We start from the raw sequence: 13,406 nt of genomic DNA on the forward strand, positions 1-13,406 counted from the left end.
GGTGCAGCGGTCTGCGCCTCAGAGGCGCTGGCCGGTCTCCTTGTCGAAGACGTGCAGGTGCGTCGGGTCGGGCGTGATGAAGACGGTGTCGCCCAGCTTCGCGTGGTTGCGGCCATCGACGCGAGCCACGATGTCGACGCGCTTGCCCTCGACGTCTGCGTGACCGTAGAGGTAGCCGTCGGCGCCGAGCTCCTCGACGAGGTCCACCGTCACCGGCAGGCCGGGGCCCTGCTCGGCCACCGAGACGTCCTCGGGGCGGACGCCGACGATGATGCCGTCCTTCGCGCCCGAGATCTGGTCGCGGGGGATCTCGACGATGTGGTCGCCGAAGTGCACGCCGCGGTCGTGGCGGCTGAGCTCCATCAGGTTCATGGCCGGGCTGCCGATGAAGCCGGCGACGAAGACGTTCGCAGGCTCGCCGTACAGGTCGCGCGGCGTGCCGACCTGCTGCAGCAGGCCGTCCTTGAGCACGGCGATGCGGTCGCCCATCGTCAGGGCCTCGGTCTGGTCGTGCGTGACGTAGACCGTGGTGACGCCGAGTCGGCGCTGCAGCGACGCGATCTGCGTGCGCGTCTGCACGCGCAGCTTGGCGTCGAGGTTCGACAGCGGCTCGTCCATGAGGAAGACCTGCGGCTGGCGCACGATCGCGCGGCCCATCGCGACGCGCTGGCGCTGACCACCGGAGAGCGCCTTGGGCTTGCGGCCGAGGTACGCCTCGAGGTCGAGCAGCTTGGCCGCCTCCTCGACGCGCTTCGCCCGCTCCTCCTTCGAGATGCCGGCGATCTTGAGCGCGAAGCCCATGTTCTCGGCGACCGTCATGTGCGGGTAGAGCGCGTAGTTCTGGAAGACCATCGCGATGTCGCGATCCTTCGGTGGCATGTCGGTGACGTCGCGGTCGCCGATCATGATGCGCCCGTCGTTGACCTCTTCGAGGCCCGCGAGCATGCGCAGGGTGGTGGACTTGCCGCAGCCGGAGGGGCCGACCAGCACGAGGAACTCCCCGTCGGCGATCTCCAGGTCGATCTGGTCCACGGCGGGCTTGGTGCTGCCCGGGTAGACGCGGGAAGCCTTGTCGAACGTCACAGACGCCATTGTCGATTCCTTCCACCGGCAGGTACGTGCCGGACGATCCGTTGTGTCAGGTGCGGGCGACGTCGCCCGCGGGGACATCTTGGCATGCCCGAGGCCCGGTACCCTAGAAGATGGCGCGTGATGGGATCGCGTCTCCTGCCGGATCCCGGCCGACACAGGACAAGGACGCATGAGCGACAAGCTGACGAAGAACGAGCGCCGCGCGCAGGCGCGCGACCAGGCCCGCAAGATGCAGGAGGAGCGCCGCCGCAAGGAGCGCGTCAAGAAGGGCCTCACCATCGGCGGCATCATCGTCGCCGCGGTCGCGATCGTCGCCATCGTCGCCATCGTGATCGTCAACAGCATCCGCCCCGCAGGGCCTGGGCCGGAGAACATGGCCTCGAACGGCATCGTGATCGGCCAGGACTTCGTCGCCGAGCGCACCGCCGCCACCCCTGCGGAGGGGGAGCCGACCCCGACGGAGCCGCGCGAGGACATCATCCAGATCGAGATCTACCAGGACTACATGTGCCCGATCTGCGGTGACTTCGACGAGGCGAACGCCGCCACTCTCGAGCAGCTGCTCAGCACCGGTGCCGCCACCGTCGAGATCCACCCGATCTCCATCCTGGACCGCGCGTCGCTCGGCACGAAGTTCTCGACGCGCTCGGGCGCCGCTGCGGCCTGCGTGGCCGAGTTCGCGCCCGACAGCTTCTGGGACTTCAACGCCGCGATGTTCGACAACCAGCCGGCAGAGGCCTCCTCCGGCCTCTCGAACGACGAGATCATCGCCGTCACCGAGGCTGCGGGCATCGACACCACGACGGGGATCGCCGAGTGCATCAACGACGGCCGCTTCATGAGCTGGGTCACCGAGGCCACGACGCGCGCGGGCACGCAGCCGCTGCCTGGCACGGACGGCGTCGTCGCCGACCGCACCCCGACGGTGCTGGTCAACGGTCAGCAGTACCCGGGCGCAGCGGCAGACGCCGCAGGCTTCTCGGCCTTCGTCACGGCGGCAGCCGGTCAGCAGAGCGGTGAGACGGGCGAGGAGCCCGCCGAGACCGAGGCTCCGGCCGAGACCACCGAGCCCGCAGACGAGGGCTGATGCGCGCCGCCCGGCCGGTCGGGGTCGCGCTGCTCGCGCTGACCCTGCTGGCCGGGTGCGCGTCGCAGCCGGCGCCGCAGATCACCACGATCGGTGAGCTGGGCGCTGCCTACCTCGAGGCCGGGGGCGGATGCGCGGAGCTCGTCGAGCAGTACCGCGAGACGGAGGACTCGCCGGTGGTCGCGCAGTGCGGCAGCGACACCGAGCTGATCCTCGCCGCCGACGCCGACCAGGCGCAGGCGATCGCGACCGAGCGCCAGCTGCAGGAGCAGACGGTGCTCGTCTCGGGCCGCTGGGTGATCCGCGACCCGCAGCTCGAGGGCATCCAGCAGCGGCTCGGCGGGCAGATCGTCACCCTCGCCGCGGCCGACGGGCCGGCCAACATGGCCGACGCCATCGCGTTCGACGGCGAGGGCGTCGTCGAGGTCGACCCGGTGCCCGCTGCGGGCGAGCCGTCGCCGGCTCCGCGCGACGGTGACGTGCGGGCGGTGCTCGTCGTGATCGACGCGCAGTGCGAGTACTGCGACCGGCTGCTGCAGGCGAGCGGCGAGCTGCTCACCGAGCTGGCCGACAGCGGTCAGGCGCGCGTCGCCTACCTGCCGGTGGCTCTTGGCGACTCCATCGACAGCGGCTACGCGTCGACGCTCGGTGCGAACGCGCTCGCGTGCGTCGCCGATGCGGCCCCCGCGGCCTACCGCCCGTTCCAGAGCGCGCTCGTCGCGCACCTGCAGGGGCACCCCTTCGAGGCGACAGAGGTCTCGGCGCTCGCGGCCGAGCAGGGCGCAGACGTCGGCACGTGCGTCGAGTCGGCGCAGTTCGCGTGGTGGGTGCGACAGGCGACGGTGCGCGCGATCGAGCAGCCGCTGCAGGGCGCGGAGCCGCTGCGCGGCACACCCTCGGTGATCGTCGGCGGCATCACCTTCGCGGGCGACGTCAGCGATCCTGACGCGCTCGCGGCCTTCATCGCGAACCCCTCGTAGTCGAGCAGCATCGGGCTCGTTGAGCACCAGGCGGTCACCGGCGCGACCTGTCGTGCGGCTGACGCTGACTCGGCAGCGTTCACGCCCTTCGATCACAGCCCGCGCTTGTCCATCCACCAGAACAACGGGACAGACACGACGCCGAGACCGATGAGGACCAGTGCGCAGACGAGCATCCACTCGCCGTCAGGGCCATCGCTGCTCGCGTATCGCACGGCGAGAAGGATGCCGCCTGCAGCTGCTGCAGCGGAGTACAGGTAGCGGATCCCGTGTCTCCTGCGGTGCCAGAAGGAACCCGGGTCTTCATCGCCAGCGTGCTGCGTCATGCGACTCAGTCTGCATCGCGACCGCGCTGAGGGCGAGGCCCGCCGACCAGCTGGACGCCGCCGGCCCTGTGCGTCGTCATCGCGCTGCCCCAGAGCCCCCTGTCAGGATCGAACTGACGACCTACGCTTTACAAGAGCGTTGCTCTACCACTGAGCTAAGGAGGCGCGTGCCTCGCGGCACCCCTCGATCCTACGACCGAGGCCCGATGGCGGTGCACGCAGCGCTGGCAGGATGGAGCCGTGCCGACGCCGAGCCTCCGCCCCTGGCAGCCCGAGCGCGACGCGGGCGCCGTGCTCGCCGCCTTCCACGCATCCGCCGATCTGCATCGGCAGGCGCCGCCGCTCGAGACGGTCGACGACGCGCGCCGCTACCTCGCCGCGATCGCGGGCGAGGCGCTCGCGATCGCCCTGGACGACGAGGCGGTCGGATGCGTCATGGCAGCCGAGCGGGATGCCCGCCACGGCACCGCGTGGATGTCGTACTGGCTCGCTCCCGCCGCGCGTGGCGCGGGGCTCGCGAGCCGCGCGCTCGACACCCTCTCGCGGCGGCTCTTCGCCGAGGGCTTCCACCGGCTGGAGCTCGGTGCGCGTGCGAACAACCCCGCCTCGATCGCGGTGGCCGAGCGCGCCGGCTTCGTGCGGGAGGGCGTCGAGCGCGAGCGGCTGCGCTACGTCGACGGGCACGGGCGCGCGGAGCGCTTCGACGTCGTGCGGCTCGCGCGGCTCGCGAGCGACCCGGCACCGTCGCTGCCACCCCTCTGACGCACTCGCGAGGGGTCTGATACCGCTCTAGGCTTGCTCGGTGAGCCAGATCCCACGCACCGACCAGCCCGCCGCGCGCCGGCCCCTGCTGTGGACGCTCATCGCGGTGCTCGCCGGCGCGGGTCTCGCGACCCAGGGGCGCGTCAACGGCGAGCTCGGTGTCCGGCTCGACCAGGGCATGCTGGCGGCGCTCGTCTCGTTCCTGATCGGCTGCGCCTTCCTCTCGGTCATCATGCTGGTGTCGCCGAAGTCGCGCGCGGGCGTCATCAGGCTCGTCGCCGTCGTGCGCGACGGCTCGATGCCGTGGTGGTACCTCACCACCGGCTGCATCGGGGCCTTCGTCGTCGCCTCGCAGGGCATCGCAGCGGGCATCATCGGCATCGCGCTGTTCACGGTCGGGCAGGTCGCCGGCCAGACGATCAGCGGCCTCGCCGTCGACCGACTGGCCTTCGGCGGCCTCGCGCGCAAGCCCATCACCGTGCCGCGGGTCGTCGGCGCGCTGCTCGCGCTCGTGGCCGTCGGGCTCGCGCTCGTCTCGACCGGCGAGGTCGACGCGGTGTGGCTCGTCGTGCTGCCCTTCGTGGCGGGACTGCTGCAGGCGCTGCAGCAGGCGATGGGTGGCCTCGTCCAGCGGCACTCCGGATCAGCGGTGGCGCAGAGCGCGCAGAACTTCGTGGTCGGCACTGCGCTGCTGGCGGTCATCGTCGGGGTGCAGGCGCTCGCGGGCGTCGAGGCGCAGCCGCTGCCGACCGAGCCGTGGCTCTACGTCGGCGGCGTGCTGGGCGTGATCGTGATGGCGATCGTCTCGGTCGCGGTGCACCACCTCGGCGTGCTCGCGCTCGGCCTCGCGACCATCTGCGGCCAGGTCGTCGCCTCGGTCGTGCTCGATCTCGTCATGCCTGCCGACCACCCCGTCACGACGTGGTCGCTGCTCGGCGCCGCCCTGACGATCCTGGCGGTAGCGGTGTCGGCGATCCGACGCCCCCGCCGGGCCTGATCGCCGGCAGCAGGGCAGCGGCGCCCAGCGCGCTCGCGACGGCGAACGCACCCGCGGGCGAGAGCGGCTCCATGAGCGCGCCGATCATCGCGGCGCCGAGCGACTGGCCGACCGCGAGCGCGATGAAGAGCACGACCGTGCCCTGCGCAGCGCGCGGGGCGTCGATCCGCGCCGCCCACACGATGAGCACACCGCTCAGCGCCGTGTAGCCGGCACCGAACGCCGCGACACCCACGAGCGCCACCGCGCCGAGGAGCACGCCCGGGTCTGCGCTGAAGCCGAGGCCGAGCCCGAGCGCGAGGGTCGCGCCGACCATCGTGAGGGTGGTGGCGACCCACGCGACTCGCAGGCTCCACGCCTGCACGACGCGGGCCGCCCACGCCCCCGCGGCACCGAAGGCACCGAGGATGGCCCAGGCCAGGACGGCTGAGCCGGGGCCGAGCGGCGCGGTGTCGGTGAGCAGGGTGCTGCCGAAGGTCCAGATCGCCGCGCTCGACGCCCCGGCGAGCAGCGCGGCGGCGATCGGAGCGGCCAGGGCGCGCACGAGGCCCGCACCACCGCGTCGCGACCCGGGCGTCGGTCGCCCGACGGACGCGGCGCGGCGGCCGGTGAGCAGCACCGCGACGGTCGCGCCTGCCGAGAGGAGCGCGATGCCTGCCCAGGCGGCGCGCCAGTGGTCGCCGGCCGCGACGAGCAGCAGTGCGGCGGCGAGGATGCCGACCCCGGTGCCCGCGTTGACGGTCGTCTGCGCGCGCTCCTCGCGCGCCGCGGGGACCGCGCGCTGCACGAGCGCGACGAGCGCAGGGCTCGCGAAGCCCGCGCCGGCGCCGGCGACGATGACGCTCACCGCCAGGGCGACCGGGCTCTGCGCGAGCGCGATGCCGACGGAACCCGCAGCGGCGGTGGCTCCAGCGGCCACGATGGTCCAGCGGGGCTGCGGCGCGAGGCGCGCGGCGAGCGCGGCGGCGAAGCAGTAGGAGAGGAAGCTGCCGGACTGCACGACGCCCGCGACAGCAGGGGAGAGGGCGAAGGCGGCGCCCAGCTGCGGCAGGAAGAGGCCGTAGCCGAAGCGCGCGAGCCCGTAGGTGGCCGCGATGAGCGCCATGCCGCTCAGGATGAGCCCGCGCATCCGAGCCCCTCTCCTTCGATGACTGCAACGTGCGTTTCAGTAGACCAGAACGCACGTTGCAGTGCAACGCTCGTTACAGTGGCAGCGTGAACGTCGATCGACCAGCCGCCCGCGAGCGACTGCTGCTCGCCGCCGACCGCCTGCTCTTCGACCGCGGCATCCGTGCGACGCCCGTCGACGAGGTGCTGCGCGAGGCCGAGGTCGCAGCCGCGACGCTCTATGCCCACTTCGGCACCAAGGACGGCCTGGTCGCGGCCGCGCTCCAGGCGCGCCTGCGCGATTGGCGCGAGGTCTGGGATCGCCGGGTGCTGGCGGCTGACGACGACACCGGTCGACTGCTCGCGATCTTCGACGCGCTCGCCGACTACCGAGGCGGGGATCGCCGCGTCGCGGGCACCGAGTCGCCCCGCTCCGAGCAGCAGCGCTCCGAGCAGCCCTCAGCGCACCAGCCGGCGCGCTGGTGCGCGTTCCTCGCGGCGAGCGCTGAGCTGCGCGACGCATCGGAACCCATCGCCGCGGCGCTCGCAGAGGACACGGCGCTGCTCGGCGAGCGGCTCCTGCAGCTCGCCCGCCCGCTCGCGAGCGACCCGCAGCATCTGGCAGACGCCGTCCAGCTGGCCTACTCGGGCACCCTCGCGGCGTTCCTGCGCGGCACGCCGGCGGATCCGATCGCCGTCGGCCGACGGCTCGCGCGAGCGGCCATCGCTGCGCAGGCCGAGAGCTGACCCTCTGGGTCGCTCAGCTCTCGGGGGTGAAGTTCAGCGCGAGGGAGTTCATGCAGTAGCGGTCGCCCGTCGGCGTCTGCGGTGCATCGTCGAAGATGTGGCCCAGGTGGCTGCCGCACTTCGCGCACCGCACCTCGGTGCGCACCATGCCGAGCGTGCGATCCTCGATCAGCTCGACCGCGTCTTCGCGCACGGTCTCGTAGAAGCTCGGCCAGCCGCAGCCGGCGTCGAACTTCGTCTCGTCGCGGAACAGCTCGTTCCCGCACGCGCCGCAGGTGTAGACGCCCTGGCGCTGCTCGTCGAGCAGCGCGCCCGTCCACGGTCGCTCCGTGCCCGCTTCGCGCAGCACCTTGAAGGCTTCGGGCGAGAGGGACTCGCGCCACTCGGAGTCGGACCGTTCGATGCGCTCGTTCATGACTCCAGGGTACGACCGCTGGCGCGCCTGTTCGCTCCAGGCGTTTCGCGACAGGCGCCGCCGCGCGCAGTCGTAGGATCGACAGCATGTCCACTCAGCCGCGGCCTCGCAGGCAGGGCTCCGCCGACGAGGCGGCTGCCCTCGCGTTCGCGACCGCCGAGTCGCGCACCGAGGGGCAGGATGCTGCCGCTCCGCGCACGAGTGTGCATCAGGCCACCGACATCGCGCCCGTGGCAGCGCTTCCCGGGCGGTCCGACGAGACGAGGGATGCGTCGGCACCCGATGCGCCCGGCCACGACGCGCGCGCGCATTCCGCCCCGGCACCGCAGGCCGCCGACGATCGTGCGCAGCGCATCCGCCGCGTGCTCGACTTCGAGGCGGACTGGGTCAAGCACGGCGGCGCGAAGGCTCGCGCGATCCGCGCCGAGTTCGGCTGGTCGACCACCCGCTACTACCAGGTGCTCGACGGCCTGCTCGAGACGCAGGATGCGGTGCGCCACGACCCCATGCTCGTGCGCCGGCTGCTGCGCCTGCGCGAGGGTCGATGAGGCGCTCGCACCGCGTCGGGGCGCATCGCTCGACCGCGCGCGGAGGCTGGCCGCGCTGGGGCATCCTGCTGGCGGCGCTCGCCGCGGCCATCGTGCTCACCGCCGTCGGCCTCTTCGCGCTCGACACGCTCCGGCCTCGCGAGGTCGTCCCGGCTGAGACCGCCGCGGCAGAGACCGTGACCGACCCGGCCGCGATCGACCCCGCGCTGGACGCATCCATCACCGTGCTCGACGCCTCGCCCGAGCCGAGCCTCGCAGCGGGCATCGGGCAGGCGCTCTCGGACGCCGGGTGGGATGTCGTCGCGACCGCCACGAGCTCGGAGCAGGGCGAGCGCACCGTCGTGTGGTTCGACAGCGAGGAGCTCGCGCCCGTCGCGCGCGGCCTCGCTGCGCAGCTGGGCGTCGGTGAGGTACAGCTCTCCGAGGGTCGGCTCTCCGGCACGCCCATCACGATCGTGGTGGCGGCGGATGCGGTGGGCGTCGCCCCGAGTGTCGAGCCGCGCGACGACGGCGAGCTCGAGCACGCGCCGACGAGCGAGACTCCCGCTCCGTAGCCCTGCGCTGCTTGCACTCGACCCGTACGAGTGCCAGACTTGGCATTGGCACTCACTCAGGTGGAGTGCCAATTGAACGTACTGGCGTCCAGGAGGGACCAGACTGCTATGGCAAAGATGATCGCATTCGACGAAGAGGCCCGCCGCGGGCTCGAGCGTGGACTCAACCAGCTCGCCGACGCGGTGAAGGTGACCCTCGGCCCGCGTGGCCGCAACGTCGTGCTGGAGAAGAAGTGGGGCGCCCCCACGATCACGAACGACGGTGTCTCGATCGCCAAGGAGATCGAGCTCGAGGACCCGTTCGAGAAGATCGGCGCTGAGCTGGTCAAGGAGGTCGCGAAGAAGACCGACGACGTCGCCGGTGACGGCACGACCACGTCGGTCGTCCTCGCACAGGCGCTGGTCCGCGAGGGCCTGCGCAACGTCGCGGCAGGCGCCGACCCGATCAGCCTGAAGCGCGGCATCGACAAGGCCTCGGCCGCGGTGTCCGAGCAGCTGCTCAAGAACGCCAAGGAGGTCGAGACCAAGGAGGAGATCGCCGCCACGGCTTCGATCTCGGCCGCTGACCCTGAGATCGGTGCGCTGATCGCAGAGGCCATCGACAAGGTCGGCAAGGAGGGCGTCGTCACCGTCGAGGAGTCGAACACCTTCGGCACCGAGCTCGAGCTCACCGAGGGCATGCGCTTCGACAAGGGCTTCCTGTCGCAGTACTTCGTGACGGACCCCGAGCGCCAGGAGACGGTCTTCGAGGACCCGTACGTCCTGATCGTCAACTCCAAGATCTCGAACATCAAGGACCTCCTCCCGGTCGTCGACAAGGTGATCCAGGCGGGCAAGCAGCTCGTCATCATCGCCGAGGACGTCGACGGTGAGGCGCTCGCGACGCTCGTCGTGAACAAGATCCGTGGCATCTTCAAGTCGGTCGCCGTCAAGGCCCCCGGCTTCGGCGACCGCCGCAAGGCCATGCTCGCTGACATGGCGATCCTCACGGGCGGCCAGGTGATCTCCGAGGAGGTCGGCCTCAAGCTCGAGAACACGACGCTCGACATGCTGGGCCGTGCGCGCAAGGTCGTCATCACCAAGGACGAGACCACGATCGTCGAGGGCGCCGGCGAGGCCGACGCCATCGCCGGCCGCGTGCGCCAGATCCGCTCGGAGATCGACAACACCGACAGCGACTACGACCGCGAGAAGCTCCAGGAGCGCCTCGCGAAGCTCGCCGGTGGCGTCGCCGTCATCAAGGCCGGCGCTGCGACCGAGGTCGAGCTCAAGGAGCGCAAGCACCGCATCGAGGACGCAGTGCGCAACGCGAAGGCTGCTGTCGAGGAGGGCATCGTCGCCGGTGGTGGCGTCGCGCTCATCCAGGCTGCGAAGACCGCCTTCGAGCACCTCGAGCTCACGGGCGACGAGGTGACCGGCGCGAACATCGTCAAGGTGGCCGTCGACGCTCCGCTGAAGCAGATCGCGCTCAACGCTGGCCTCGAGCCGGGCGTCGTCGTCGAGAAGGTGCGTGGCCTCGAGGTCGGCTTCGGCCTCAACGCCGCGACCGGCGAGTACGTCGACATGCTCGCTGCGGGCATCTCGGACCCGGTGAAGGTGACGCGCTCGGCGCTCGCCAACGCCGCGTCGATCGCTGGCCTCTTCCTCACCACGGAGGCAGTCGTCGCCGACAAGCCCGAGAAGTCGGCGCCCATGCAGGCCGACCCCACGGGTGGCATGGACTTCTGATGCCGTAGCGCTCAGGTCCGCACCGCGGACCTGAGCGCGGAGGCATCAGGGTCGAGGAGCGCGCGGCGCAGCCGCTCGCGTCACGAGACCCAGAGCTCCATCGCGCGAAGGGCCCCAGCAGCGATGCTGGGGCCCTTCGTCGTTCCCGCGTCTCGTGACGCGTGCGAGCCTGCGGCTCGCGCGCTCCTCGACCGACGGGAGCCCGAGCCTGCGGCTCGCGCGCTCCTCGACCGGCCGGGTGTCGCGAGACGAGGACGGATGCGCCGCACAGTCCCGAGCGGAGGACGGATCGGCGCATCCACGGGCCCGCGTCCTCCGTTCGCGACGGCGCCCGCGCTACGCGGCGAACATCCGCAGGTTGCCCTGCTCGACCTCGTCGTACTGGCGGCCAGCGTGCGCGAGCGCCTCGTTGATGCTCGCGAGCGACTCCTCGACGCGCACCTGCGTGGCCCGCCACTCCTGCACGACCCCCTGGAACGCGACGGAGGCCTGCCCGCTCCACGAGTCCTGCAGCGCCTGCAGGTGGCTGTGCATGGCCGAGACCTCGGCCTGCACCCTGCTGGCGGTGCCCCGCACCGCGATGTGCGCTTTGTGGATGGCGTCGGCGTCGACGACGTACCTGGTCATGATCCCCTCACTCCCGCGCGGAGCATCCGCGCTCGTGGGGGGAAGGTAGGGGAGCCGGAGGCATCGGGGTCACCGCGAGGCGCCCCCTGTGGAGGGCGCCGCACGGCCCACCACGCAAGCTCGCGACCTACCCCCGCGTGCGGCCGCCCGTGGTGGTCGCCGTGGAGTCGGCGCGCAGGCGCTGGCTGAGCGCCATCACCGACGCCTCGCCCGCGAGCGGCAGGGCGATGCGGAAGGTCGCGCCGCCGCCGGGGGTGTCGACGACGTCGAGCCGACCGGAGTGCGCGCGGACGATGCCGCGCACGATCGCGAGCCCGAGACCCGAGCCGCCGGTGTCGCGGGTGCGCGACGAGTCGGCGCGGAAGAAGCGCTGGAAGACGCGCTCGCGCAGCTCGGCGGGGATGCCGTCGCCGTGGTCGATCACGAGCATGACCGCCTCGCGGCGCCGCGCCGAGACGCCGAGGCCCAGCTCGATCGGCGTGCCGTCCGGTGTGTAGCGGGTGGCGTTGCCGATGAGGTTCGACAGCAGCTGCCGCAAGGTGTGCTCATCGCCCTCCACGATCGCCGGCGGCAGCAGCGGCGGCGGCGTGAAGACGCCAGAGGGCTCCGTGGCGTCGTCGTCGACGCCCTCGACCGCGCCCACCGCATCCGCATCGATCGCGATGACGGTGATGCGGCGATCAGGGGTGCCGACGCGGGTGTCGTTCGCGGCGTCGTTGAGCAATGGCCCGAGGTCGAGCGGCTGCAGGTCGAGCGGGCGACGCTCGTCGAGGCGAGCGAGCTGCAGGAGGTCCTCGACCAGGCGCGCCATGCGCTTCGCCTCGCCCTCGATGCGCTCCATCGCGCCCTTGACGTCGTCGGGGGCTGTGATCGCACCCATGCGGTAGAGCTCCGCATAGCCGCGGACCGCCACGAGCGGGGTGCGCAGCTCATGACTTGCGTCGCCCACGAACTGCCGCATCTGCGCGACCGAGGCGTCGCGCTGCTCGAGCGCGGCCTCGATGCGGTCGAGCATGGTGTTGAGCGAGAGCTGCAGCGAACCGACCTCGGTGCGCGGGTGCTCGCCGGTGAGGCGGGTGTCGAAGCTGCCCTCCGCGAAGCGCTGCGCCTCGGCCGCCGTCTGGCGCAGGCCGCGCAGGGTCGACACGGCGAGGATGCGCGTCATGGCCGCGCCGAGCACCACCGCGAGCAGCGAGAAGCCCGCGAAGACGAGCGTGAAGGTGGCGGAGCTCGCCTCGCTCGCCGTGAGGTCGGAGGCGACGATCGAGACCAGCAGCTCGCCCGTGCCCTCCACGGTGCTCGGCGAGACGAGCGTGCGCCAGCGCGTCTGCCCGTCGACCGACTCGAGGGTGAACGCGCCGTCCTCCTGCGCGATCGTGCCGAGCGAGATCCCGCTCAGGTCGGGGTTGCCCGGCCCCGGCAGCTTGTTGTCGCAGAGCACGAGGCCCGACGCATCCGCCAGCCCCAGGTAGTACGTGTTCGGCATGCGCTGCGCCAGGTCGCACTGCTCAGGAGAATCCGATCGCGTCACCTGCTCGCTCGTGAACGCGCGCATGGCCTGGTCGAGCTGGCGGTCGACGTCGGTGACCTGCGCGTCGCGGATGATCGACAGCGTGCCGATGCCCGCCAGCGCCAGCCCGAACGTCATCACGATGACGATGAGTGCGGTGATGCGCCCGGCCAGCGACATGCGGCCGAGCAGACGGGTGAGCCCCCTGCGCACCTACGACTTCGGCGTCTTCAGCATGTAGCCGAATCCGCGCTTGGTGACGATCATGGGCTCGCTCACGCGGTCGTCGATCTTGCGACGCAGGTACGAGATGTAGGACTCGACGATGCCGACGTCGCCGTTGAAGTCGTACTCCCAGACGTGGTCGAGGATCTGCGCCTTCGACAGCACGCGGTTCGCGTTCAGCATCAGGTAGCGCAGCAGCTTGAACTCGGTGGGGGAGAGCTCGATGTCCTCGCCACCGACCGAGACCTCGTGCGTGTCCTGGTTCATGGCGAGGTCGCCGACGTGGATGGTCGCGTCATCGGTCTCGGCCATGGTGCGCCGCAGGATCGCCTTGATGCGGGCGATGATCTCGTCGAGGGAGAAGGGCTTCGTCACGTAGTCGTCGCCGCCCACCGTGAGACCGGTGATCTTGTCCTCGGTGTCGTCCTTCGCGGTGAGGAAGAGGATGGGCGAGGTGAAGCCGGATGCGCGGAGCCGCTTGGTCACGCCGAAGCCGCTGATGTCGGGGAGCATGACGTCGAGCAGGATGAGGTCGGGCTCGTCCTCGAGGACGGCGGAGATCGCGGCGGCGCCCGCGCCCACGGCGCGCACGTCGAAGCCCGCGAAGCGGAGGCTCGTGGTCAGCAGGTCACGGATGTGCGGCTCGTCGTCGACGACGAGGACCTTGGCGTTCGGCTCAGTCATGCGATCAGTCTCTGATC

General features: G+C 71.5%; 15 protein-coding genes and 1 tRNA gene. 8 read left to right on the forward strand and 8 right to left on the reverse strand.

The genetic code is table 11. The features are described 5' to 3' along the window. Window positions 1–18 precede the first annotated feature (18 nt). Complete coding sequence (locus BQ6202_RS02035) at window positions 19–1,092, reverse strand: ABC transporter ATP-binding protein (RefSeq protein ID WP_072312814.1); 1,074 nt, start codon at window positions 1,090–1,092, stop codon at window positions 19–21. 169 nt (window positions 1,093–1,261) lie between these two features. On the opposite strand from BQ6202_RS02035, the gene BQ6202_RS02040 reads away from it, so the two are divergent. Both BQ6202_RS02040 and BQ6202_RS02045 read left to right on the forward strand, forming a co-directional pair. Next, on the forward strand, window positions 1,262–2,179 hold the full coding sequence (locus BQ6202_RS02040) for a DsbA family protein (RefSeq protein WP_072312815.1): 918 nt from the start codon (window positions 1,262–1,264) through the stop codon (window positions 2,177–2,179). Further along, window positions 2,179–3,159 (forward strand): DsbA family protein, encoded by a 981-nt coding sequence (locus BQ6202_RS02045; protein ID WP_072312816.1) that lies wholly within the window; start codon window positions 2,179–2,181, stop codon window positions 3,157–3,159. The genes BQ6202_RS02040 and BQ6202_RS02045 overlap by 1 nt, the downstream gene beginning before the upstream one ends. Window positions 3,160–3,251: 92 nt before the next feature. Here the strand turns inward: BQ6202_RS02045 and BQ6202_RS02050 are convergent, their stop codons facing one another. Further along, window positions 3,252–3,485, reverse strand: a complete 234-nt coding sequence (locus BQ6202_RS02050) for a hypothetical protein (RefSeq protein ID WP_072312817.1) — start codon at window positions 3,483–3,485, stop codon at window positions 3,252–3,254. 93 nt (window positions 3,486–3,578) lie between these two features. Continuing rightward, window positions 3,579–3,650, reverse strand: a tRNA-Thr gene (locus BQ6202_RS02055). A gap of 75 nt (window positions 3,651–3,725) precedes the next feature. On the opposite strand from BQ6202_RS02055, the gene BQ6202_RS02060 reads away from it, so the two are divergent. Together BQ6202_RS02060 and BQ6202_RS02065 are read left to right on the forward strand one after the other, a co-directional pair. Further along, window positions 3,726–4,247: a GNAT family N-acetyltransferase gene (locus BQ6202_RS02060; RefSeq protein ID WP_072312818.1), complete on the forward strand. Its 522-nt coding sequence runs from the start codon at window positions 3,726–3,728 to the stop codon at window positions 4,245–4,247. A 40-nt stretch (window positions 4,248–4,287) separates the two neighbouring features. After that, complete coding sequence (locus BQ6202_RS02065; protein WP_083586801.1) at window positions 4,288–5,244, forward strand: DMT family transporter; 957 nt, start codon at window positions 4,288–4,290, stop codon at window positions 5,242–5,244. On the opposite strand, the gene BQ6202_RS02070 is transcribed toward BQ6202_RS02065, so the two are convergent. Continuing rightward, on the reverse strand, window positions 5,162–6,373 hold the full coding sequence (locus BQ6202_RS02070) for an MFS transporter (protein WP_083586803.1): 1,212 nt from the start codon (window positions 6,371–6,373) through the stop codon (window positions 5,162–5,164). The two genes, BQ6202_RS02065 and BQ6202_RS02070, sit on opposite strands and share 83 nt — an antisense overlap. Before the next feature lie 86 nt (window positions 6,374–6,459). Here BQ6202_RS02070 and BQ6202_RS02075 point away from each other — a divergent pair, with 86 nt between their 5' ends. Continuing rightward, window positions 6,460–7,098 carry a TetR/AcrR family transcriptional regulator gene (locus tag BQ6202_RS02075; protein ID WP_072312819.1) on the forward strand — a complete coding sequence of 213 codons (639 nt, stop codon included), beginning with the start codon at window positions 6,460–6,462 and terminating at the stop codon, window positions 7,096–7,098. A 13-nt stretch (window positions 7,099–7,111) separates the two neighbouring features. Here the strand turns inward: BQ6202_RS02075 and msrB are convergent, their stop codons facing one another. Beyond that, a complete protein-coding gene (gene msrB / locus BQ6202_RS02080) occupies window positions 7,112–7,513 on the reverse strand; it encodes a peptide-methionine (R)-S-oxide reductase MsrB (RefSeq protein WP_072312820.1) in 402 nt (133 codons plus the stop codon). An 86-nt stretch (window positions 7,514–7,599) separates the two neighbouring features. Between msrB and BQ6202_RS14525 the strand changes: the two genes are divergently transcribed. The 3 genes from BQ6202_RS14525 (at window position 7,600) to groL (ending at window position 10,343) form a co-directional block, all read left to right on the forward strand. Beyond that, entirely contained in the window at window positions 7,600–8,061 is a 462-nt protein-coding gene (locus BQ6202_RS14525) for a DUF3263 domain-containing protein (RefSeq protein ID WP_083586805.1), read from the forward strand. Next, entirely contained in the window at window positions 8,058–8,615 is a 558-nt protein-coding gene (locus tag BQ6202_RS02090; protein ID WP_072312821.1) for a LytR C-terminal domain-containing protein, read from the forward strand. Before BQ6202_RS14525 ends, BQ6202_RS02090 begins: the two co-directional genes overlap by 4 nt. Before the next feature lie 108 nt (window positions 8,616–8,723). Further along, on the forward strand, window positions 8,724–10,343 hold the full coding sequence (gene groL, locus BQ6202_RS02095) for a chaperonin GroEL (RefSeq protein ID WP_072312822.1): 1,620 nt from the start codon (window positions 8,724–8,726) through the stop codon (window positions 10,341–10,343). Window positions 10,344–10,679: 336 nt separating this feature from the next. Here the strand turns inward: groL and BQ6202_RS02100 are convergent, their stop codons facing one another. From BQ6202_RS02100 to BQ6202_RS02110, 3 genes are all read right to left on the reverse strand, one after another. After that, window positions 10,680–10,970, reverse strand: a complete 291-nt coding sequence (locus BQ6202_RS02100) for a WXG100 family type VII secretion target (RefSeq protein WP_072312823.1) — start codon at window positions 10,968–10,970, stop codon at window positions 10,680–10,682. Window positions 10,971–11,097: 127 nt separating this feature from the next. Beyond that, window positions 11,098–12,693 (reverse strand): sensor histidine kinase, encoded by a 1,596-nt coding sequence (locus BQ6202_RS02105; RefSeq protein WP_143143608.1) that lies wholly within the window; start codon window positions 12,691–12,693, stop codon window positions 11,098–11,100. Beyond that, window positions 12,694–13,389 (reverse strand): response regulator transcription factor, encoded by a 696-nt coding sequence (locus BQ6202_RS02110; RefSeq protein WP_072312825.1) that lies wholly within the window; start codon window positions 13,387–13,389, stop codon window positions 12,694–12,696. It abuts the gene before it with no gap. Between the last annotated feature and the right edge of the window lie 17 nt (window positions 13,390–13,406).

This window comes from Agrococcus sp. Marseille-P2731, assembly GCF_900117395.1.
GTDB lineage: Bacteria > Actinomycetota > Actinomycetes > Actinomycetales > Microbacteriaceae > Agrococcus.